Origin of the sequence: Mesorhizobium sp. M1365, from assembly GCF_040317865.1 — a bacterium.
GTDB lineage: Bacteria > Pseudomonadota > Alphaproteobacteria > Rhizobiales > Rhizobiaceae > Mesorhizobium.
In genome coordinates, this window is sequence record NZ_JAMYLG010000003.1 from 185,361 (window position 1) to 206,074 (window position 20,714).

The 20,714-nt window shown below is 63.4% G+C and carries 20 protein-coding genes, 1 tRNA gene and 1 pseudogene; 10 read left to right on the plus strand and 12 right to left on the minus strand.

All coding sequences use genetic code 11. From position 1 onward, the window contains the following. The first annotated feature begins 6 nt into the window (after positions 1-6). Positions 7-675 (plus strand): DUF1007 family protein, encoded by a 669-nt coding sequence (locus NKH04_RS05085; RefSeq protein ID WP_352564924.1) that lies wholly within the window; start codon positions 7-9, stop codon positions 673-675. After that, entirely contained in the window at positions 672-1,817 is a 1,146-nt protein-coding gene (locus NKH04_RS05090) for a nickel/cobalt transporter (protein WP_352539487.1), read from the plus strand. The genes NKH04_RS05085 and NKH04_RS05090 overlap by 4 nt, the downstream gene beginning before the upstream one ends. Positions 1,818-1,842: 25 nt before the next feature. Here NKH04_RS05090 and denD read toward each other — a convergent pair whose 3' ends face one another. The 4 genes from denD to NKH04_RS05110 all read right to left on the minus strand — a co-directional run bounded on the left by denD (position 1,843) and on the right by NKH04_RS05110 (position 4,874). Beyond that, positions 1,843-2,820, minus strand: a complete 978-nt coding sequence (gene denD, locus NKH04_RS05095) for a D-erythronate dehydrogenase (protein ID WP_352918226.1) — start codon at positions 2,818-2,820, stop codon at positions 1,843-1,845. A gap of 1 nt (position 2,821) precedes the next feature. Beyond that, positions 2,822-3,028, minus strand: a complete 207-nt coding sequence (locus tag NKH04_RS05100) for a hypothetical protein (RefSeq protein ID WP_352448198.1) — start codon at positions 3,026-3,028, stop codon at positions 2,822-2,824. 68 nt (positions 3,029-3,096) lie between these two features. Next, positions 3,097-4,074, minus strand: a complete 978-nt coding sequence (locus NKH04_RS05105; RefSeq protein WP_352918227.1) for a cation diffusion facilitator family transporter — start codon at positions 4,072-4,074, stop codon at positions 3,097-3,099. A gap of 113 nt (positions 4,075-4,187) precedes the next feature. After that, positions 4,188-4,874, minus strand: coding sequence for a GNAT family N-acetyltransferase (locus tag NKH04_RS05110; RefSeq protein WP_352918228.1), 687 nt, complete (start codon positions 4,872-4,874; stop codon positions 4,188-4,190). A gap of 83 nt (positions 4,875-4,957) precedes the next feature. On the opposite strand from NKH04_RS05110, the gene NKH04_RS05115 reads away from it, so the two are divergent. After that, on the plus strand, positions 4,958-6,142 hold the full coding sequence (locus tag NKH04_RS05115) for a pyridoxal phosphate-dependent aminotransferase (RefSeq protein WP_352918230.1): 1,185 nt from the start codon (positions 4,958-4,960) through the stop codon (positions 6,140-6,142). Positions 6,143-6,164: 22 nt separating this feature from the next. After that, positions 6,165-6,545 (plus strand): YciI family protein, encoded by a 381-nt coding sequence (locus NKH04_RS05120; RefSeq protein WP_254816974.1) that lies wholly within the window; start codon positions 6,165-6,167, stop codon positions 6,543-6,545. Here NKH04_RS05120 and NKH04_RS05125 read toward each other — a convergent pair. From NKH04_RS05125 to NKH04_RS05140, 4 genes and pseudogenes are all read right to left on the minus strand, one after another. Further along, positions 6,542-6,849: pseudogene (locus NKH04_RS05125) on the minus strand (transposase); the annotation flags it as partial. The gene NKH04_RS05120 and the pseudogene NKH04_RS05125 sit on opposite strands and share 4 nt — an antisense overlap. Positions 6,850-6,874: 25 nt before the next feature. Further along, positions 6,875-7,327 carry a hypothetical protein gene (locus tag NKH04_RS05130; RefSeq protein WP_023680980.1) on the minus strand — a complete coding sequence of 151 codons (453 nt, stop codon included), beginning with the start codon at positions 7,325-7,327 and terminating at the stop codon, positions 6,875-6,877. Between the two features lie 192 nt (positions 7,328-7,519). Further along, complete coding sequence (locus NKH04_RS05135) at positions 7,520-8,275, minus strand: SDR family oxidoreductase (protein ID WP_352478254.1); 756 nt, start codon at positions 8,273-8,275, stop codon at positions 7,520-7,522. 221 nt (positions 8,276-8,496) lie between these two features. Then, the gene (locus NKH04_RS05140; RefSeq protein WP_352918231.1) at positions 8,497-9,243 is read right to left on the minus strand and encodes a tellurite resistance TerB family protein; all 747 of its coding nucleotides are present in this window, start codon (positions 9,241-9,243) and stop codon (positions 8,497-8,499) included. 276 nt (positions 9,244-9,519) lie between these two features. Here NKH04_RS05140 and NKH04_RS05145 point away from each other — a divergent pair, with 276 nt between their 5' ends. Next, the gene (locus NKH04_RS05145; RefSeq protein WP_352918233.1) at positions 9,520-9,879 is read left to right on the plus strand and encodes a YybH family protein; all 360 of its coding nucleotides are present in this window, start codon (positions 9,520-9,522) and stop codon (positions 9,877-9,879) included. A 22-nt stretch (positions 9,880-9,901) separates the two neighbouring features. Here NKH04_RS05145 and trhO read toward each other — a convergent pair whose 3' ends face one another. After that, entirely contained in the window at positions 9,902-10,822 is a 921-nt protein-coding gene (trhO, locus tag NKH04_RS05150; RefSeq protein ID WP_502896418.1) for an oxygen-dependent tRNA uridine(34) hydroxylase TrhO, read from the minus strand. A gap of 171 nt (positions 10,823-10,993) precedes the next feature. On the opposite strand from trhO, the gene NKH04_RS05155 reads away from it, so the two are divergent. Next, positions 10,994-11,632 carry a 2-dehydro-3-deoxy-phosphogluconate aldolase gene (locus tag NKH04_RS05155; RefSeq protein ID WP_352469543.1) on the plus strand — a complete coding sequence of 213 codons (639 nt, stop codon included), beginning with the start codon at positions 10,994-10,996 and terminating at the stop codon, positions 11,630-11,632. A 43-nt stretch (positions 11,633-11,675) separates the two neighbouring features. Here the strand turns inward: NKH04_RS05155 and NKH04_RS05160 are convergent. From NKH04_RS05160 to NKH04_RS05170, 3 genes are all read right to left on the minus strand, one after another. Continuing rightward, positions 11,676-11,749, minus strand: a tRNA-Gln gene (locus NKH04_RS05160). A gap of 81 nt (positions 11,750-11,830) precedes the next feature. Beyond that, positions 11,831-13,684: a peptidoglycan L,D-endopeptidase MepK gene (mepK, locus tag NKH04_RS05165; protein WP_352918237.1), complete on the minus strand. Its 1,854-nt coding sequence runs from the start codon at positions 13,682-13,684 to the stop codon at positions 11,831-11,833. Positions 13,685-14,043: 359 nt separating this feature from the next. Then, positions 14,044-15,621, minus strand: coding sequence for a sigma-54-dependent transcriptional regulator (locus NKH04_RS05170; RefSeq protein ID WP_352918238.1), 1,578 nt, complete (start codon positions 15,619-15,621; stop codon positions 14,044-14,046). Between the two features lie 152 nt (positions 15,622-15,773). Between NKH04_RS05170 and NKH04_RS05175 the strand changes: the two genes are divergently transcribed. From NKH04_RS05175 to NKH04_RS05190, 4 genes are all read left to right on the plus strand, one after another. Further along, positions 15,774-17,609: a M3 family oligoendopeptidase gene (locus NKH04_RS05175; RefSeq protein ID WP_352612878.1), complete on the plus strand. Its 1,836-nt coding sequence runs from the start codon at positions 15,774-15,776 to the stop codon at positions 17,607-17,609. 390 nt (positions 17,610-17,999) lie between these two features. After that, positions 18,000-18,788: a helix-hairpin-helix domain-containing protein gene (locus NKH04_RS05180; RefSeq protein WP_352818135.1), complete on the plus strand. Its 789-nt coding sequence runs from the start codon at positions 18,000-18,002 to the stop codon at positions 18,786-18,788. Positions 18,789-18,944: 156 nt separating this feature from the next. Next, positions 18,945-20,096 (plus strand): aminodeoxychorismate synthase component I, encoded by a 1,152-nt coding sequence (locus NKH04_RS05185; RefSeq protein WP_352539351.1) that lies wholly within the window; start codon positions 18,945-18,947, stop codon positions 20,094-20,096. After that, a complete protein-coding gene (locus tag NKH04_RS05190; protein WP_352539352.1) occupies positions 20,045-20,707 on the plus strand; it encodes an aminotransferase class IV family protein in 663 nt (220 codons plus the stop codon). The genes NKH04_RS05185 and NKH04_RS05190 overlap by 52 nt, the downstream gene beginning before the upstream one ends. Positions 20,708-20,714 lie beyond the last annotated feature (7 nt).

Sequence of the window (20,714 nt, forward strand, 5' to 3'; positions counted from 1 at the left end):
CCGAGAATGCACCTGAAACGGCAAGCAATGATGCTGGCTTCGGCCTTGACCGCGACGTTTGCCGCCGTCGGACCGGCTGAGGTGCATCCCCACGTCTTCGCCGAAGCCCGCCTCGAAGTGGTCCTCGGCCCGGATCACCAAACTGTGAAGGCATTGCGCCATGTCTGGCGCTTCGACGATTTGTTTTCGAGCACGGTGATGATGGAGTTCGACAAGAATTCCGACCTGAAACTCGACGACAAGGAGCTGAAGGATGTCGCCGACACCGTCCATGCCTCGCTTGCCGAATTCAACTATTTCCAGCTCGTCACCGTCGACGGCAAGGACGTGGCAATGACCCCGCCGCCGCATTTGATGGCCAATTTCGACAATGACCAGTTGATCATCCTGTTTGAATCTGAACCGAAGGTACCGATCAAACTGAGCGGCAAGATAGATATCGGCGTCTACGACCCGACCTTCTACACCGCGATCGATTTCACCGAGGATGCCAATCTGCAGGTCGATGGGTTGCCGCCGACCTGCACCAGCAAGGTTGTCCGCCCGAACCCGGACGAGGCGATCGCCCAGAACCAGAAGACCCTGACCGAGGCCTTCTTCAACGATCCGACAGGCACCGACATGAGCAAGATCTTTGCCACCAAGCTTGAACTGACCTGTCAGCCGGAAGGATAGATCCAGTGACCAAACCGTCCCTGCGTTTGGCATTCGGTCTTCTGGCCGCCGCCTTTGTGATGACGCACTTTCTCGGCTCCGCCCACGCCCAGAGTTCACTCGGCATCGGCACCAATGACGGCATGGCTCCAACCGCCACCGGCCCGTTCGCCCACATCCTGATGTGGATCAATCTGCGCCAGCAGGAATTCTATCATGCGCTTGCCGGCGCGATGAAGGCGATGCGCCAGGACGGCAGCAAGTTGTGGCTGCTCATCGGCCTGTCCTTTGCCTATGGCATTTTCCACGCCGCCGGCCCCGGTCACGGCAAGGCGGTGATCTCTTCCTACATGGTGGCCAATGAAGTGGCGCTCCGGCGCGGCATCATGCTGTCCTTCGTCTCGGCCCTGCTGCAGGCGCTGACCGCGATCGTGGTGATGCTGGTCGCCTATTTCTTGCTGCGCGGCACTGCCGTCTCGATGACAGACGCCGCATGGTTCCTTGAAATCATGAGCTATGTCTTCGTCACTCTGTTCGGCGCCTGGCTGCTGTGGCGCAAGGCCGGCCCGGCCATCCTTCGCCTGTTCGGCGCAAATCCGGGCTACAGCCTCTCGGCTGCCCATGCCGGCCATTCACATGCCGGCCATTCACATTCCGCGCATGCCCATGCGGCACATTCCCACGCGCTTGATGCGCATGACCACCACGATCATGCGCATGACCACGGCGCCCACGACCACGCCCATGCTGCGCACGATCACCACAGCCATGCGGCGGGCGAGGTCTGCGAGACGTGCGGACACTCGCATGCCCCCGACCCGGCGCTGCTTTCCGGTGATCGCTTCGATTGGCGCACGGCCTGGTCGGCGGTCGCTGCCGTCGGTATCCGCCCCTGTTCCGGCGCGCTGATCGTGCTGAGCTTCGCCTTGCTGAACGGGCTATGGTTCGGCGGCATCCTTTCGGTGCTGGCCATGGCGCTCGGCACCGCAATCACCGTCTCGGCCCTGGCGACGCTTGCGGTGACCGCCAAGAACTGGGCGGTGTATTTCGCCGGCGACGGCCGCATGGGCAACCGCATCCATTCCTTCGTCGAGATCGGCGGCGCCGCCTTCGTCTTCCTGTTCGGCCTGCTGCTGCTTTCGGCCAGCCTGACTGGCGCCTGACCTCGTTGCGTCCGATCGGGGCGCTTTAACTAGGGATATTGCCCCCCAACTCGTCTTCGATATGGACGCGGATGATCTCGTCGAAGCTCGTTTCGGCGGCAAAGCCAAGCTCCCTCGAGCGCCGCGCCTCGAAGCGCGTCGGCCAGCCCTTGACGATCGCCCAGATCGTCTCGTCGGGCTCCTCGCGGATCAGTTTCACCGCCTTGGCGCCGGCGACACGTTCCAGCGCTTCGATCTGTTCGCCGACGCTGACGGCGACGCCCGGCATCGCCAGGTTGCGGCGCGGGCCGACGGCACTGCCGTCGATCTGAGCCGCATGGATCAGGAAATTCACCGCCGAACGCGGGCTGGCGTGTGTGTGGACGACTGAGCGCGGCACCGGCAGGATCGCTTCATGGCCGCTCAGCGGCTCGCGGATGATACCGGAGAAGAACCCTGAGGCCGCCTTGTTCGGCTTTCCCGGCCTGACGCAGATGGTCGGCAGCCTGATGCCGATGCCGTCGAAGAAACCGCGGCGCGTATAGTCGGCAAGCAGCGCCTCGCCGATCAGCTTCTGCGTGCCGTAGGAGGTCAGCGGCGTCGGGTGGAACTCGTCCGGAATGATGTCGGGAAACGGTGCGCCGAACACGGCGATCGACGAGGTGAAGACGACGCGTGGCGTATAGGCGGCCAAGCGGATGGCATCGAACAGCGCCCTTGTGCCGTCGAGATTGACGCGATAGCCGAGATCGAAATTAGCCTCCGCCTCACCCGACACCACGCCGGCGAGATGGAAGATCACGTCGGGGCGCGGCGCGACCAGATTTGCGGTCGCTCCCGGTGCGACAAGGTCGCCGGTGTGGAGGGTAATGCTGACACCTTCGAGCACCGGCGCTTGCGGCGGCACGATATCGTGAAGGTCGAGCGCGGCGATCTTGCGGCCGCCGAGCGTCCCGTCCTTGGCCAACCTGGCGATGAGTTTGCGGCCGACCATGCCTGCCGCGCCGGTAATCAGAATGCGCATGTCACTTTCCCTTTTTGCGCTGGCTGCGGCTACGCAGCCAGAACACGACGAAGATTGCCACCATGAAGATCGCCGCGACGACACCGGCAAGCACCGTCGAGACCTTGCCGACCGCCAGCATCACTGTTGGAAGATAATAGGCTGCGATGCCGAACAGCAGCAAAACCCAGGCGGCGCCGATCGCCGCATTGCGGGTGTCGCGGTCCATTACGCGGCGCCAGGGTGGCGAGAGTTCATGTCGATCGTTGCCAATGCCCAGAACTCCCGAAGTCAGTGCTAATGGCCGCGGTGCGGTGCCGCATCATGCGCGTGATCGTGCTCGTCATCATGCTCATGGCTGTCCGCACATCGGCCGAATTCCGGTTCAACCGTGGCATGGGCTATGCCATGTTCCGCCGCAAGCCGCTTCTTGATCGCGCTGACCGCCATATGCGCGTCGACGCCGTCATTGAGGCAGGCATGCAACGTCGCCATGTTGCTGGAACCGTCGATCGACCAGACATGCATGTGATGCACCTCGCGCACGCCCTTGATTGTCGCCTCGATGTCCCTGGCGATCAGGTCGCGGTCGAGGCTTGCCGGCACGCCCTCGAGCAGGACGTGGGCGGCTTCGCGCATCAGCGACCAGGCCGTGGACAGGATCAGCAGCGAGACCAGGATCGACAGGATCGGATCGATGGGCGTCCAGCCCGTCGCCAGGATCACCAGCGCCGCGACGATCGCCGCTGCCGAGCCGAGCAGGTCGCCGAGCACGTGCAGGATGGCGCCGCGCATATTCAGGCTGCCGTGGTCGCCGCCATGCAGCACGTAGAACGAGCCGAGATTGACCAGCAGGCCGGCGATGGCAACGACCAGCATCGGCCCGCCGAGCACGGGCTCAGGGGTCAGCAAACGCCCCCAGGCCTCATAGACGATCCACAGCGCAATGGCGAAGATGGCGATGCCGTTGGTGTAGGCGACCAGTGTCTTGACCCGGCCGAAGCCGTAGGTGAGGCGCACGGTCGCCGGCCGGCTCGCAAGGTGAAAGGCATACCAGGCAAGGCCGAGCGCGACGCAATCGGCAAGCATATGGCCGGCATCCGCCAGCAGCGCCAGTGAACCGGTGAAGATGGCGCCCAGCGTCTCCGCGACCATGAAGCCGGCGGTCAGGCAGGCAGCGATCAGCACGCGCTTCTTGTCGGTCGAGCCGTGCACATGACCTGCGCCATGGCTGTGGTCGTGGCCCTGCGCAGCGTGGTCGTGGGTATGCGCCATCTATAGCCCCTGCTAGAGCCTGATCTATCCCGGCAGACTCGGGATGGAGGCTCTGTCTTCTCGTTTGACCATAATCCTATCCGAAAACCGGATACCACTTTTCGGGAGCATGGTCAGGCGCCGAACTCGGCGCGAAAATCCTCGAGCCGCCGCTTCTGCTGGCCATCGCTGTCGAAATTGGCCGGATCGAGCCACGCTTCATAGGCTCTGCGCAGATCAGGCCATTCCTTGTCGATGATCGAATACCACGCGGTATCGCGGTTTTCGCCCTTGACCACAAGATGCTGACGGAAAATGCCCTCGAACTTGAAGCCGAAACGTTCCGCCGCGCGCTTCGACGGCTCGTTGCGATTGTTGCATTTCCATTCGTAGCGGCGGTAGCCAAGCTCGTCGAAGACATACTTCATGAACAGGAACTGCGCTTCCGTCGCCGCCGGCTTTCGCGAGATCAACGGGCCCCAATAGATGTTGCCGATCTCGATGACGCCGTAGGCGGCGTCGATGCGCATCAGCGTCTGGCGCCCGGCGACCTTGCCGCTGGCCTTGTCGATGACCGTGAAGAACAGCGGGTCCTCGCTGGCTTCTGCCTTGTCCAGCCACGGCTGGAAGGCGGCACGGCTCTCCGGCGGGTAGTCTGGCAGCCAGGCGAAGCGGCCGCCGGCATCGGCCACCGACGAGGCCTCGAACAGGCCGTCACCGTGTTTTTCGGCGTTGAGCGGCTCCAGCCTGACAGTTCGCCCCTCCAGCACCTTGCGTTCGGGCCGCGGGCGCGGTTGCCAATTCTTGAGATTTTCCGACACCGAAAACTCCAATCCGTTTGACTTTTGCGGGCGGACGCTCACAAAAACGCACGCTCGCTGAAAGAACCACACGGACGGGAAAAATGCTCCACACGATTTCGGCCTTCGACCGCCTCGGCGAGGAAAATGCGTTCGCGGTGCTGGCGCGTGCCACGGCACTTGCCCACCAGGGCCGCGATATTGTCAATCTCGGCATCGGCCAGCCCGACTTCAAGACGCCGCAGCACATCGTCGAGGCCGCGATCAAGGCGCTGCGCGATGGCCATCACGGCTATACGCCGGCCAACGGCCTGCTGGCGACGCGCGAAGCGGTGGTACGCCGCACGCTGGCCACCACCGGCGTCGAAGTCTCGCCCGAAGCGGTGATGATCCTGCCCGGCGGCAAGCCGACCATGTTCGCGGCGATCCTGATGTTCGGCGAGCCGGGCGCCGAAATCCTCTATCCCGATCCCGGCTTTCCGATCTACCGCTCGATGATCGAGTTCACCGGTGCTGCCCCCATCCCGGTGCCGATGCGCGAGGAGAACGGCTTTGCCTTTTCGGCCGCGGAGACACTGGCGCTGATCACCCCGAAGACCAGGCTGCTGATCCTCAACTCGCCCGCCAACCCGACCGGCGGCGTCACGCCGCGCGCCGAGATTGAAAAGCTGGTCAAGGGGCTGCAAGCGCACCCGGACGTCGCCATCCTCTCCGACGAGATCTACGACGTGATGACCTATGACGGCGAGACGCACTGTTCGCTGCTCGCCTTCCCCGAAATCCGTGATCGGCTGATCGTGCTCAACGGCTGGTCGAAGACCTGGGCGATGACCGGCTGGCGCATGGGCTGGTCGATCTGGCCGAACGGCGACAAGGGCGCGCATCTCTATGACAAGGTGCGCAAGCTGGCGGTCAATTGCTGGTCCTGCGTCAACGCGCCGAGCCAGTATGCCGGCATAGCCGCCATCGACGGCCCGCAGGACGACGTCGACAAGATGATGCGCGCCTTCGACCGCCGCAGGAAGGTCGCGGTCGAGGGGTTGAATGCCTTGCCGGGCGTTTCATGCATCACGCCGAAAGGCGCCTTCTATGCCTTCCCCAATGTTTCCAAGACCGGCTGGAAGGCCAAGAAGCTCGCCTCGGCGCTGCTCGAGGATGCCGGCGTGGCGCTGATCGGCGGCCCCGATTTCGGCATTCTCGGCGAAGGCTATGTCAGGCTGTCCTACGCGAATTCCGAAGAGAACATCCTGCGCGCGCTGGAGCGGATCGAGGCGTTCCTGGCGAAGTGAGGACGACGAAAGGAGACGCCAGATGTTCTATGCCATTCTTGCCTATCACGAGGAAGAAGCGATCACGGCACTGACGCCTGAGCAGGATGCGGCGCTGATGACCGATCTTCTCCAGATCAACGATCGGCTCTACCGGCAAGGCACCCTTGGGCCGGCGGCCCGGCTCGGCGCGACACAAGACGCCTGCACCTTGCGCGGGCCAGGCACCGGAATGGTTATCGACGGCCCCTTTGCCGAGACCAAGGAACAATTGCTGGGGCTCTATGTCGTCGACTGCGCCAACCGTGACGCCGCCATCGACATTGCGCGCGACCTTCGCCGCGTCAATCCGACCGCCGTCTACGAAATCCGCCCGATTTCGCTCTATCTTCCCGGCGTGCCGCTTCCGGTCACCCGGCCCTAGGACGTAGACTCATAGCTACGTGGCCAGATGCGGATTGCGACCAGTTTTAGGGCGGCAAGAAAGTTCTCAGCCAGCTTGTCGTAGCGCGTCGCGATGCGACGGAACTGTTTGGCTTTGTTGAAGAAGCGCTCGATCAGGTTACGGGCTTTGTATAGGAAGGGCTGAAGCAGATCGGGGCCTTGCGATAGGCTTTGGGCGGGATATTGGCCCAAGTGTTCTGGTCGGTGATGGCAGTGCGCAATGCGTTGGCATCGTAGCCCTTGTCGGCGAGCAGCATCGCACCTTCAGGCAAATCTTTGATCAAGTCCGCTGCGGAGGCAGACATTTGGCTATGAAAGTGCCGTCCAGACCACACTCTCAAGATCGGGAGAGTAGCGGGCGATGATAGCCTCTTGATCATTTTCCTGCGTGAGAATTATCTGCTTCCCAGTAGCATCACCGAGCAATCGCATAAAGCGGTCAAGCTTCTCAACCTCGGTTTTTCCGCTGACTTGCCTTGGATCGAAGTCGAACTCAATTTCGACAGCGCTGAAGAAGTGACATGCAAGCTGGATTGGCCCGACGTAAAAAGACAGTAAGCTGCCAGTTTCGCTTTCCAGGGCCGCTTCGACGCCCAAAGGCATCGACTCGATCTTGCCGGAGACGCTGAAACTCGCAGGCGGGGTCCATTCGAGGAGGATGTCCCAGACGACCTGCCAATCTGCCTCAGACGTGTTCAGAACGTAGATGTCTCGCCAGTAGCCGTCCCAAGCGAAATCCGATGCTATCTGTTCCCAATTCATGCAGGAACCATTCTCTATGAATGCAGTTCTAGCATGACATACGCCATGAGCGCTTTCCACAAATCCCAAGCCCGCTTTCCACCTATCCCGGTCATTCCGCATTTATGAGTTTACGGCCTAGTCTTGTGCATGTCGCCCAAAAGTGCGCAGCGGTTTTGGGACAACGACATTTATGCAACCTGGACCGGTTGCCTACCCTCGCCCGACAAATGGCATCTTCGTCGCCATCACGGTCATGAACAGCACGTTGGCGTCGAGCGGCAGGCTGGCCATATGGAGGACGGCATCGGCGACGCGCTCGACATCCATCACTGCTTCGGCGGCAATGGTGCCGTTGGCTTGCGGCACGCCGACCGTCATCGCCTGCGCCATGTCGGTCAGCGCGTTGCCGATGTCGATCTGGCCGCAAGCAATGTCGAAGGGCCTGCCGTCCAGCGCCAGCGTCTTGGTCAGCCCGGTGATGGCGTGCTTGGTCGCCGTATAGGGCACCGAGCCCGGCCGTGGCGCATAGGCCGATACCGAGCCGTTGTTGATGATGCGGCCGCCCATCGGCTGCTGCCTGCGCATGGCGCCGAACGCGGCGCGAGCACACAGGAACGAGCCGGTGAGATTGACCCCGACGATGTCGTTCCACACTTCGACCGGGATGTCGTCGATCAATGTCGATTTGTAGCTCGTGCCGGCATTGTTGAAGAGCAGGTCGACGCGCCCGAAAGCCGCCGCCACCGTCTCGAACAGATCGTCGACCTGATCGGCCTTGCTGATGTCGCAGGCGAAGGCCAATGCCTTGGCCTGCGTCGGCCCGGCCGCGGCGATCGCATCCTCCAGCACCGGCTTGCGGCGACCGCAGAAGACCGTATTCCAGCCGGCCTTGAGCAGCGCCGTGGCGACGCTTTTGCCGATGCCCGTGCCGGCGCCGGTGACGATGGCGGTTTTATAGTCGGTCATGGCTGTACTCCCTGAAAGAGATGAGGCATCGCAAATGACGGGAACCATGGCAAGCCGGCCCAAAGCCTGTGCTCACAAAAAGGGCGGCCGTTGGCGACCGCCCCTGATCCGAACCGGGCATGGGAGGAGGAAAGCCGATCCGACTGACTGAAATCATGCGCTCACCGGATTAACGAGAAGCTAACGCCAACGGCGCCGAGCTCCGAGGCTTCCTCTTCGAGCTACCAGCGCGAGCCTGCGACCGGCTTGGCCGTGCTGCCCGCTACCGGCACCTTCGCCGCCGTCACCGTCGCCTCGACATGGTCGACCAGCGCATCCGGCAGGCCGAGACGGCCGGCAAGCAGGTCGAGATAGCCGCGTTCGGCCCGCGTGTCCGGATCGATGGCAAGACGCGAGGCGGTGTAGAGTTCCAGCTTTTGCGCATCGGTCTTGGCCCCGGCGATCAGCACATCCAGATCGAGCGGCGCCTCCAGTTCCGACATCAGGAATTTCTCCGCTTCGGCGCCGACGCCGGCGAGGCTGAGCTTGCCGGCGATCTTCTGCCGCTCTTCGTCATCGACGTGACCGTCGGCCTTCGCCGCCGAGATCATCGCCCTGACCAGCGTCAGCGTGAATTCGTCTTCGCCCTGCGGCGCTTGCGACGGATGGAAGGCGGTATCGGCCGGCGGCGGCAGCAATTCCGGTTCGCCTGCAGCTTGCGTCTCGGCCGGCGCGTTGCCGTTCTTGTAGTTCTGGTAGGCCTTGTAGGCGAGGCCGCCGATCGCAGCCAACCCACCAAGCTTCACCGCCGCACCGGTGACCTGGCGGCCTGGGCCGGTTCCGAGCAGCACCGCGGCCAGCGCACCGGCTGCAAGCGGATTGTCCTTGGCCATCTGCACCGCCTGCCCGGCCTTGTAGCGGACGGTTGATCCGGTGCCGGGGACTTGCGAGCCGAGCAGATCGTCGAGGAGCTTCTTGGGATCGAACATCTATGCCTCCAGAATTGGCCCGGCCGAAGGTGCGCGGGCAGGGTTTCGACGTCGAAGACCTAGGTCCCGCAGTTTGACATTACAATGACGCGGCGCGTCCTTTTGCCCGCTGCCACGCATGACCTCGCACCGACATCTGCTTGGATTTCACGCGGAAATTATAGTGCTGCAGCCTCCTTCCGCGTCAAAAAACGCGCGGTGCTGTGGACATCGGACGTGTCGAAACCAGCTTCGACTTCGAGTAATGTCCGGCATGTCGCTTGAGAGGAGCCTGGCATGACCGATGAGACAGACCGCCAGCCGGCACGCGATCCCCAGGAGCTGGAGCGCCTGTTGATTTCGCGGCAATGGGTCGGAGACATTGACGGCATGGCCGCGCTTTTTGAGCCGCATGCAGTCATCGACAGCGGTGGCGGACACCTGACGTTCGGCCGCGAAGCCATCCGGGCACTGTTCGCGGAGATCACCGCAACCGGCCGAAAATTTCAGTCCGAAGATCAGCGCCCGGCTATCATCAATGGCGACCTGGCGCTGACCTCGACCCGGCTTCCCGACGGCACCATCACCACCGAGGTCGCGCGCCGGCAGAGTGACGGGACATGGCTGTGGGTCATCGATCGTTTCTCTGTTGCTTGACGTGAAGTTGCTTAACGTGAAGCTAACTTCCGATGTGGCGGTCGCCGCGTGCTTGCGCCAGCTCGACCTGGTGCTGGCGCTCGGCGTAGCGGGCGCGATCTTCGTCCGAGCGGGCATCGAAGCAATGCGGGCATGAAACGCCGGTGGCATATTGCGGCGACAGCCGGTCTTCCGCGGCTAGCGGATGCCGGCAGGCGCGGCAGAGTTCGGCCTCGCCTTCGACCAGCCCGTGCGATACCGAAACGCGCTCGTCGAAGACGAAGCATTCGCCTTGCCAGAGGCTCTGTTCGGCGGGCACATCCTCGAGATATTTCAGAATGCCGCCCTTGAGGTGGAACACATCCTCCAAACCGAGCGACTTCACATAGGCTGTCGCTTTCTCGCAGCGAATGCCGCCGGTGCAGAACATGGCGACCTTGCGCCGGTCGAGCTCGTGCCGATGCTGCTCGACCCAGGCCGGGAATTCGCGGAAGCTGTTGGTGGCGGGATCGACAGCGCCCTTGAAGGTGCCGAGCGACACCTCGTAGGCATTGCGCGTGTCGATGACGATGGTGCCCGTATCCGAGATCAGTGCATTCCAGTCGGCCGGCGCGACATAGGTGCCTGCACCTGCCGCCGGATCGATATTCTCCACGCCCATGGTGACGATCTCGCGCTTCAACCGCACCTTCATGCGGTGGAACGGCATCGTTGCGGCGTTGCTGTATTTGATCTCGAGGCCGGCGAGACCGTCGATGGATTCGAGATGATCGATGAGCGCCGCGATTGCCGGTTCACTGCCGGCGACCGTGCCGTTGATGCCCTCACGCGCCAACAGCAGCGTGCCTTTGATGCCGCGTGCGCAGCAGAAGGCGGCGAGCGGCGCGCGCAGCGCCTCGAAGGTGTCGAGCCGGGCGAAGCGGTAAAGCGCGGCAACGCGGAAGGCTTGGCTGGGAAGTGTCATCACCAAGCCACTAGACGCTCACGACAGCCGGATCAAGGCAGAGCCGGGAGCGGTCTGACCGCGGAAGGTTTCGAACACCACGCGTGACATCGCGACACGCCGCGTTTCGTGGACAGAAAAACCGCCTTCTGCTAACCGGTCGACTTGATCAACAGAGGAGAGAGACGACGAATGCCCAGCACGACCGAAAAGCTCCTGTCGCTCCTCAACGGCCAGCCGGTCATACCGGTGCTGAAGATCGCCAATCCCGCCGACGCGGTGCCGCTGGCCCGGGCGCTGGCCCGCGGCGGCCTGCCGGCGATCGAGATCACGCTGCGCACCGCCGACGCGCTGGAGGCGATCCGCCGGGTGGCGGGCGAGGTTGAAGACGCCGTCGTCGGCGCCGGCACCATCCTGGACGCCCGGCAGTTCGGCGAGGCGGCGGCCGCCGGTTCGAAGTTCATCGTCAGCCCCGGCATCACCCGCGAGCTTCTCGCGGCAGCCAAGGACAGCGACGTGCCGTTGCTGCCCGGCGCCATCACGCCGGGAGAGGTCATGGCCGCCCGCGAAGCCGGCCTGCGCTTTCTGAAATTCTTCCCGGCCGAACAGTCGGGCGGCATCGCTTCGCTCAAGGCTTTCGCCTCGCCGCTTGCCGACGTGAAATTCTGCCCGACCGGCGGTATCACCGGCAAGAATGCCGCGGACTACCTCAGCCTGCCCAACGTCATCTGCGTCGGCGGTTCCTGGGTGGCGCCGGACGATCTGGTCAAGGCCGGCAAATGGGACGAGATCGAAGCCTTGGCGCGCGCGGCAAGCAAGCTCGGGCGCTAGCATCTTCTGCATCAAAAGCCGCCGCCGATCTGGTTCGCCGGGCTGGTTCCCGCTCATGGGCTCGAACCACGATTCACGCCTTCAAAGGGCGCTGTCCTACCATTAGACGAAGCGGGAGAATGCCGACCAGTGGTTAGCATCCCTGGATGAAGGAAGCCAGTGCCGGCGGTGGAGGCCGCGCGAGGTGCCCAGCGCGGCCTACTCGGTCTTGAAGCGGGCAACCGACATGAACTTGACGGCTTTGCCGGTGAACCGGTTTGCGTCGGCCATCTCGTTGCCCGGCTGGAAGCCTATCGTATAGACCTCGCTCGGTGCCGTACGGACGAAGTCGTAGGCGTAGCGCGGCGCCGTTGTCGCATCTGAAACAGCTGCGACATACTCACCGCTGTGCAGCGCCCACCGGGCGGCCTGCGGCGCGGCGGCGACCACCACCGGCTTGGGGCCGGGCTTCAGGTCGCGGGCGGTGGCCCTGGGTTCCTTGCGTGTGGTCTTCACGCCTGCACCGATGACGGCGGCCGGATCGGAGCCGGCCGGGCGGGCAACGATGGCCTCGCGCGGCGATGCCCCGTCGCTCGATGCCCCGTCGTCGCTCGCCGGTTCCTCGAACACCGATGCTTGCTCGGAAAGCGACGCGACCTTGTATTCGTCGGTCGCGCTGACCCTTTCCAGAACGGCCTTGACCTCGTCGGGCTGGGAACTGTCGGGCCGCGCCGACGGCAACACCGAGAATGCGTCGGTGGCGGTGTTGCTCCGCTCGGCCGCACTCGCCAGCGCCAGCAACACTTGCTTGTCCTGCGGCGCAAGACTAGCAGGCGAAAGATCGGCCGGCAGCGAATGATCGGGCCGCCAGCTCGGCACGGGAATGTTGTTTGCAGCGACCTGCACCGGGCCGGCCGCAGCAGACGGGTCTGCTATGCCGAACGGAACATTTGCCGGCGCCACACTTGCCGGCGCTTGCGCGGTCGCCACCGCCTGTTCAGTCGATCCAGCCGCATCCGCCACGCCGAACGGAACGTTCTCAGGCGGCTGGCCGCCGACGTCCGTCTTCGGGCGCGGAGCAAAATCCGGCAGCGGGATGCTGCGGGCAGGCAATGCCGCGATGATCGTCTCCGGCGTGTCATCCTCCGGTTCAGGCGCAGGCGCCGGAGCATCGGCGACTTCCGGAATCTGAGCGCGCTTGGCATCCTGAGGCGCGACGATGGCAATGCCAGGCAGGTTGCTGCTCTTGGCGGACGGCGCCGGCTTCACGTTACGGGGCTTTGGCGCCGGCTCGGCCATCGCCACGTCGGCGCTGTCGTCCGCCTCGTCGTCGCCACCGCCGAACAAGGCTGCCAGGAACCCACGGGATTTTTTGCCGCCGCCGCTTGCGCTGGCCAGTTCGATGGCCGGTGCGCCGGCGCCCTTGCGGGCCTTGTAGGAGGCGAGCGCCTGTTGATAACCAGGCAGCGGCTTGCCGTCGCTCGGCACATGCAGCGTCTTGCCGTTGGGGAACACGCGCGCCAGTTCCTGGCGGCTGATGCCGGGCCAGTGGCGCACATTGCCGACATCCATATGCACGAAGGGCGAGCCGGAGCTGGGGTAGTAGCCGACGCCGCCGCCCTGCATCCTGAGGCCGACGTCGCGCAGCTTCTTCAGCGGCACGCCGGGAATATAGAAATCCATCGCCCTGCCGAGCATGTGCTGGCTTTTTTCGGCGACGCCCCTGCTGCGGCTGCGCAGCATCGAATTCGTGGCCGGCGAACGATAGCCGCAGACGACCTGTATGTAGTCGGTGGCGCCGCTCTCCCGATAGGCCTCCCAGACCAGGTCCAGCAGGCGCGGATCCATCTTGGTCGGCTCGTTGCGACGCCAGTCGCGCAGGATGATGTTGATCTTTCGCAAGCCCGCCTGGTCGTAGCGGCCGTTGCGCTTGTAGACGATCTCCGCCTTTTCATGCGTGTGGAGATGATAGAGCTTCAGCGAACGTGTCTCGGCGCTGGCGCCGGTTGCCGCCGCTGCAAGGAACCCGACGGCAACAATCACCGCTGCCAGCCATCTCGGCCAGACGCTCATGTGATAATGCCGCCCGTTTTCGTGTCGTTCGATTCTGTTCAAATCAAAAGGCCTTGCAGGCTGCCGTTTTGTCCCCGGATTTGACCAAACGGATGCGTGGTGTGTGCATCCGAATATCGATCCTAATGGTTAATCATCGCTTATTGAAGCCGAAATGCGGTAACACGGTGGCGATATCCCGCCAAAAATATTGCGCAGGATATCTTGGTAAACCGCTGGTTTAGATCATGTTTTGGCGCCAGCTCGAAACACGATCTGTTACCGTCCGCCTTAATACGTGAACACTGTGGCGAACACATCATTTCGAGGCGCAGTTGCGTGGAATGATGTCCGGATGAGAACCGGCTTGGCCCTGTGACTCAGGAAGCGAGCCGTTCGACGCGGCCGGTTTCCGGGTCGATGCCGTATTCCTTGAGCTTGCGGTAGAGCGTCGACCGGCCGATGCCGAGGCGGCGGGCGACTTCGCTCATCTGGCCGTTATAGTGATCGATGGCGAGCTTGATCATTTCGAGTTCGACGTCGGCCAGCGCACGCACATTGCCGCGCTCGTCGAGCGCCCGCAGCGTGCCGAAACGAGGCTTGGCTGGTGCATCGGCGTCGGCGGCTGCGATGCCGCCAGCGGCCGATATGTTGTCGCGCGGCTGGCTGCCCGAACCCACTCCGGAAGCTGGCCACCCTGGAGTTGGCCCCCCTGAAGCTGGCCACCCTGGAGCTGGCAAGGCGATACCCGAATCGAGATTGACCGTGCCCTCGACTTGCGCCCGGATCTGCGGGAATTCTTCTTCGGTCAGCATGTCGCCGTCGGCGAGCACCGAGGCCCGGAAGACGGCGTTTTCGAGCTGCCTTATGTTGCCCGGCCAGTCATAGGCCTGCAGCATGGCAAGCGCCGCAGCCGAGATGCCTCGCAGGCGGTGGCGCGGATCGGCGGGCGCCACCTTCTCCATGAAGTGCTCGACCAGATAGGGGATGTCGTCGCGACGGTCGCGCAATGGCGGCACGAAGATCGGATAGACGTTCAGCCGGTAGAACAGGTCCTCGCGGAACTTGCCGTCCTTGACCTGCTGCAGCAGGTTGCGATGGGTTGCCGAGATCAGCCTGATGTCGACCCTGACGGTCAAGCGGCCGCCAACCGGATCGACCTCGCCGTCCTGTACGGCGCGCAACAGCTTGACCTGCACGTCGAGCGGCAGATCGCCGATCTCGTCAAGAAACAGCGTGCCGGTGTGCGCTTCGACGAACTTGCCGGTATGTTTTTCGGTGGCGCCGGTGAACGAGCCCTTCTCGTGCCCGAACAGGATCGATTCGACCAGATTGTCGGGGATGGCGCCGCAATTGACGGTGACGAAGGGTTTCGAGCGGCGGTCGCCGCTGCCCTGGATGGCGCGCGCCACCAGTTCCTTGCCGACGCCGGATTCACCTTCGATCAGGATCGGAATGTTGGACGCCGCCGCCTTGCTGCCGAGCCGGATCACCCGATCCATCGCCGGACTGTGGGTGATCATGTCCTTGAACGTCAGATGGCCGCCGCGCTGCCGTGACGAGCGCTTCACTTCGCCTTCGAGCGCTTCGACCTTGAGGGCGTTGCCGATCGACGCCTGCAGCCTGTCGGGAGAGGCCGGCTTGACGACGAAGTCGAAGGCGCCGTGACGCATTGCCGAAACGACGGTTTCGATGCCGCCCTGTGCGGTCTGCACGATGACGGGAATGTGGATGCCACGCTCGCGCATCGCCTTCAGCACGCCGATGCCATCGAGGCCCGGCATCATCAGGTCGAGGATGATCACCGACACGTCGCGCGCATTGGGTCCGTCGACGAGATGGAGACCGGCCTCGCCGCCATCGGCGACGATCGCGGTGTGGCCGAATTTCGTCACCGCCGCCTCGAGCAGCCTGCGCTGCACGGGATCGTCATCGACTATGAGTATGGAAGCTGCCATGACTGATCCGACCGTGCCCGCCCGAGAATGCGCCCTATGGATCATCTTGGCACAGGGTTCTAAATAAGCTTTCAAAAAACCCGGTGAATGAATTCCTTAGGATTTGACCGGCTTCTCGTTTCCTCGAATTTTTGTGTCTGGAAGGATCGGCAATGCGCATGGTTTTTGCTCGAAAGCTGGCGGCGGCGCCCGGTCAGGGCGTGGCGGAGCTTGGCGACCTGCCGGAATGGAATCTAGCCGATCTCTATTCGGGCATGGAGGCGCCCGAGTTGAAGCGCGACATCGCCAAGGCCGCCGCTGATGCCATCGCCTTCGAGAGCCGTTGGAAAGGCACGCTCGCCGCCGAGGCCGGGCGTGGCGGCGCCGGCAGGCTTGGCGAGGCGCTTCAGGTCTATGAAGTGCTGGAGGAGCTGATCGGCCGCATCGTCTCCTATGCCGGGCTTGTCTATGCCGGCAACACGTCGGATCCGCAGCGCGCCAAGCTCTATGGCGACATCCAGGAAAAGATGACCGATGCCAGCGCGCACCTGCTGTTTTTCGCGCTCGAGCTGAATCTCATCGACGATGGTGCGATCGAAACCGCACTCGCCGCCGATCCGGCCTTCGCCCATTACCGGCCCTGGGTGCTCGATCTGCGCAAGGACAAGCCCTTCCAGCTCGAAGACCGCATCGAGCAGCTCTTCCATGAAAAATCGATCACCGGGCGCGGGGCCTGGAACCGCCTGTTCGACGAGACGATGACCGATTTGCGTTTCGACGTCGACGGCGAGGAGTTGACGCTTGAGCCGGCGCTCAATCGCCTGCAGGACGCCGACGGCGAGGTGCGCCGCCGGGCGTCCGAGGCGCTGGCCACGACCTTCCGCAAGAATTTGCGCGTCTTTACGCTGGTCACCAACACGCTGGCCAAGGACAAGGAGATCTCCGACCGCTGGCGCGGCTTCGAGGACATTGCCGATTCCCGCCATCTCGCCAATCGCGTCGAACGCAGCGTGGTGGATGCGCTCGCCGCCGCGGTTCGCGACGCCTATCCACGCCTGTCGCATCGCTATTACGCGATGAAGGCGCGCTGGCTCGGCATGGAGGTGATGAACCACTGGGACCGCAATGCGCCATTGCCCGAGACCCCACAGGCGGTCATCGGCTGGGACGAGGCCAAGAACACCGTGCTTTCCGCCTACCAGCGCTTTTCGCCCGACATGGCGGAGATCGCCAGAACTTTCTTCGACCGCAACTGGATCGATGCACCGGTGAGACCCGGCAAGTCGCCTGGCGCCTTCGCCCATCCGACCGTGCCTTCGGCGCATCCCTATGTGCTGCTCAACTACATGGGCAAGCCGCGTGACGTGATGACGCTGGCGCACGAGCTCGGCCACGGCGTGCACCAGGTGCTGGCCGGCGGCCAGGGCGCCCTGATGGCATCGACGCCGCTGACGCTGGCCGAAACCGCATCGGTGTTTGGCGAAATGCTGACCTTCCGCTCGCTGCTCGAGCAGACCACCGACAAGCGCGAACGCAAGGCCATGCTCGCCCAGAAGGTCGAGGACATGATCAACACGGTCGTGCGCCAGATCGCCTTCTACGAGTTCGAGCGCAAGGTGCATGCCGAGCGCAGGAGCGGCGAACTGACCTCCGACAAGCTCGGCCAGTTCTGGTTGGAAGTGCAGGCGGAAAGCCTCGGGCCGGCGATCAAGCTGCGCGAAGGGTACGAGGTTTTCTGGACCTATATCCCGCACTTCATCCACTCGCCTTTCTACGTCTATGCCTACGCATTCGGCGATTGCCTGGTGAACTCGCTCTACGCGGTCTACCAGAACGCCGAGCGCGGCTTTCAGGAGAAATATTTTGCCATGCTGCGCGCCGGCGGCACCAAGCATCATTCCGAGCTTCTAGCGCCGTTCGGCCTCGACGCGGCCGACCCTGCCTTCTGGCAGATCGGGCTTGGCGTGATCAGCGGACTGATCGACGAGCTGGAAACACTGGACAAGTGATGCGCAACACTGGGCGATGCGCAACACCGGATGACCGGGTTTTCCAGAACAGTTTAGCAGCAACGCATATTGGCGATGGTCTATTCTTGTCTTGGTTATTTGTTCTTAAATAACTTTCCATGGAAGTTTTCCGTTAGATTCCCGTAAGCTGTATGATAGCGTCCGCCCTCAAGCTCAGCCGGGCACGAATGGATCCGGTCGGAAAATCCCGACCGGCCATGGCGTGTCGGCGGATGCGACAACGGTTGTTGGCCAGGGGCAAACCGGTCGCCGACAGCTCGATCGAAGCCGGCTGTTCTGCAAATTGCGGAACCACCATCGAATGGTCCTTCGCCGAGGTCATGGCTCTACAGGCCAGGGCGGACGGATCGGACTGGAGAGAGAAAGACAATGGGCACTTTTTTCTACATGCTCCTGGCGTTCCTGGTAGGTGTGTTGGTTGGCTGGTTCATTTGGGGACGCCTGCGTGGCGAACTCGACAGTTTGCGCGGCGATCTAGACCGCACGCGCAGCGAACGCGACAGATTGCGGGCCGATAGCGACCGTCTGACCGGTGAGTTGGATGCATGCGGCCGCGCCCGCGCCGATCTCGAACGCCGGCTGGGCGAGGCGAAAACCACCCAGGCGCCAACCGCGAAGGCGGCAACAGCTAAGGCGCCAGCCGCCAAGGCCGGTGCGACCAAGGCGGCGATGCAGGCGCCGTCAACGCTGATTTCGACATCCGCACCGGCCAAACCGGCGCCGAAGAAATCTGCAACGGCGAAGGCCGCAACCGCGCCACGCGCAAATGCCGCGAAAACGGCAACGCCGAAACCGCCTGCATCGAAAGCGAGCGCCGCGCCGACGACCGCGCCGGCGGCAAGCAAGGCTGCGCCATCTGCAAAGAAAGCCGCGACCGGCAAGGCAACAGCCACTGCCCCAGGCAACGCCAACGATCTGCGTCGCCTGATCGGCATCGGCCCGACCAACGAGCGGCTGCTCAAAGGGCTTGGGGTCACGACCTATGCCCAGATCGCCGCCTGGACGCCCGACGATGTCAAGCGGATCGAGGCGACGTTGAATTTCGACGGCCGCATCGAACGTGAACGCTGGATCGAGCAGGCGAAACTGCTTGCCGCCGGCGACGAAAAGGAATTTGCGCGCCGCTTCCCGACCGCGGGAGAAGCCAGCAACACCTGATCCATCGCAAGGCGGCATCTGGAACAAGGCGGCGCCCTCTGGCGCCGCTTTTGTTTTTGCCGCCGCGCCTTTGCGTCTTGGGACGCCGTTCCCTCGATTGCGCACGGTCGAGCCCCCATATAGATCGATCGCTGGTGACCGCAGCATCCGAGCCTTATGTCCCTGCCCCTGCCCTTTGCAATTTTCAGGAACGACGAGACCGCGCGGCAGCTCGTTTTCGACCGGCCGGCCGAGATAATCGCAGCGCATGGCGAGGCGGATTTTTTACCGGCGCTGGAAGCCGCGCAGGCTGCACATGACGGCGGCAAATGGCTGGCCGGTTATTTCTCCTACGAGGCCGGTTACCTGCTCGAACCCAAGCTCGTTCCGCTGCTGCCGGCCGGCCGCCGCGCCCCGCTTTTTTGCCTCGGCGTGTTCGATGCGCCGGTCGAGCAGACGGTCGCGCCAGGCGATCCGCCGGCCAGCAACGGCCCAATCTTCGACGCCAAGGCAGCCTGGTCTTCGGACGACTACGCCAAACGCTTTGCCAGGCTGCATGACCACATCCGCAAGGGCGACTGCTACCAGGGCAATCTGACCTTTCCGGTCCATGCGCAGTGGTCGGGCGACCCGCTGGTCGCCTTCAACGCGCTGACCGAACGCCAGCCGGTGAAGTATGGGGCGCTGGTCGCGCTCGGCGATCCGATCGTCTTGTCGCGTTCGCCCGAACTGTTCTTCGAGGTGGACGCGGAAGGCATGATCGAGACGCATCCGATGAAGGGCACCGCGCCGCGCGGCGCAACAAAAGCCGAGGACGATCGCCTGAAAGCGTTCTTGCGCAACGACGAGAAGAACCAGGCCGAGAACCGGATGATCGTCGATCTCCTGCGCAACGACATCTCACTGATCAGCGAGGTTGGCACGCTCGATGTGCCGGAGCTTTTCCGCATCGAGAGCTACCCGACCGTCCACCAGATGGTGAGCCGCGTGCGGGCGAAACTCTTGCCCGGCCTCGCCATCCATCAGATTTTCGCCGCGCTGTTCCCCTGCGGCTCGATTACCGGCGCACCGAAGATCCGCGCCATGGAGATCCTGCGCGAGCTGGAAAGTGGCCCGCGCGATGTCTATTGCGGCGCCATAGGCTGGATCGCGCCCGGCGGCCGGATGCGTTTTTCCGTGGCGATCCGCACCATCTCGCTCTTTGCCAATGGCGAGGCGGTCTACAATGTCGGCGGTGGCGTCGTCTTCGATTCGACAGCCGAAGAGGAGTACCAGGAGTGTCTGCTGAAAGCCCGTTTCGCGACAGGAACACTGCCGATTTCGAACTGATCGAAACAATGCGCTGGGAACCCGGATCGGGTTTCCTCCGTTTCGACCGCCATCTCGCGCGGCTTTACGGCTCGGCAAGCGAACTCGGTTTCGCCTGCGATCCGACAAGGGTCGGCGAAGCGCTGATGAATGCGGTCGGCCACCAACAGATCGCGTTGCGCACCCGCCTCGTCCTGTCGCGCAAGGGCGAAATGGCGGTGTCGGTGCAGCCCTACGAGCCGCTCGCCGCAGACAAGGTCTGGACCCTGCAGCTGGCGCGCGTGCGGCTTGATTCGAGCGATATGCTGCTGCGCCACAAGACCAGCCGCCGACAAACCTATACGCGCGCGCGCGCCGAATATCTCGCCGGGCGCGCCGACGAGGTGCTGCTCGCCAATGAGCGCGGCGAAATCTGCGAGGGCACGATCACTAATGTCTTTGCCGATTTCGGCGACGGCGTGCTGGCCACGCCGCGGCTCGATTGCGGCCTGCTGCCTGGCGTCCTGCGCGGCGAACTGCTGGATCAAGGCCGCGCCGGTGAAGCGGTCTACACGTGGAACGAACTGAAATCGGCCAAGGCGCTGTTCGTCGGCAACTCGCTGCGCGGATTGATCCCGGCGCGGCTGGGCTGAAGCATCT

Bases quoted from the DNA above. Each gene is read 5' to 3' on its own strand.
- denD (WP_352918226.1), bottom strand. From the start codon at position 2,820: ATGCGCATTCTGATTACCGGCGCGGCAGGCATGGTCGGCCGCAAACTC.
- NKH04_RS05085 (WP_352564924.1), top strand. From the start codon at position 7: ATGCACCTGAAACGGCAAGCAATGATGCTGGCTTCGGCCTTGACCGCG.
- NKH04_RS05115 (WP_352918230.1), top strand. From the start codon at position 4,958: ATGCTCCACACGATTTCGGCCTTCGACCGCCTCGGCGAGGAAAATGCG.
- NKH04_RS05120 (WP_254816974.1), top strand. From the start codon at position 6,165: ATGTTCTATGCCATTCTTGCCTATCACGAGGAAGAAGCGATCACGGCA.
- NKH04_RS05130 (WP_023680980.1), bottom strand. From the start codon at position 7,327: ATGAATTGGGAACAGATAGCATCGGATTTCGCTTGGGACGGCTACTGG.
- NKH04_RS05175 (WP_352612878.1), top strand. From the start codon at position 15,774: ATGCGCATGGTTTTTGCTCGAAAGCTGGCGGCGGCGCCCGGTCAGGGC.
- NKH04_RS05145 (WP_352918233.1), top strand. From the start codon at position 9,520: ATGACCGATGAGACAGACCGCCAGCCGGCACGCGATCCCCAGGAGCTG.
- NKH04_RS05155 (WP_352469543.1), top strand. From the start codon at position 10,994: ATGCCCAGCACGACCGAAAAGCTCCTGTCGCTCCTCAACGGCCAGCCG.
- NKH04_RS05140 (WP_352918231.1), bottom strand. From the start codon at position 9,243: ATGTTCGATCCCAAGAAGCTCCTCGACGATCTGCTCGGCTCGCAAGTC.
- NKH04_RS05100 (WP_352448198.1), bottom strand. From the start codon at position 3,028: ATGGACCGCGACACCCGCAATGCGGCGATCGGCGCCGCCTGGGTTTTG.
- NKH04_RS05185 (WP_352539351.1), top strand. From the start codon at position 18,945: ATGTCCCTGCCCCTGCCCTTTGCAATTTTCAGGAACGACGAGACCGCG.
- NKH04_RS05170 (WP_352918238.1), bottom strand. From the start codon at position 15,621: ATGGCAGCTTCCATACTCATAGTCGATGACGATCCCGTGCAGCGCAGG.
- mepK (WP_352918237.1), bottom strand. From the start codon at position 13,684: ATGAGCGTCTGGCCGAGATGGCTGGCAGCGGTGATTGTTGCCGTCGGG.
- trhO (WP_502896418.1), bottom strand. From the start codon at position 10,822: ATGACACTTCCCAGCCAAGCCTTCCGCGTTGCCGCGCTTTACCGCTTC.
- NKH04_RS05135 (WP_352478254.1), bottom strand. From the start codon at position 8,275: ATGACCGACTATAAAACCGCCATCGTCACCGGCGCCGGCACGGGCATC.
- NKH04_RS05180 (WP_352818135.1), top strand. From the start codon at position 18,000: ATGGGCACTTTTTTCTACATGCTCCTGGCGTTCCTGGTAGGTGTGTTG.
- NKH04_RS05105 (WP_352918227.1), bottom strand. From the start codon at position 4,074: ATGGCGCATACCCACGACCACGCTGCGCAGGGCCACGACCACAGCCAT.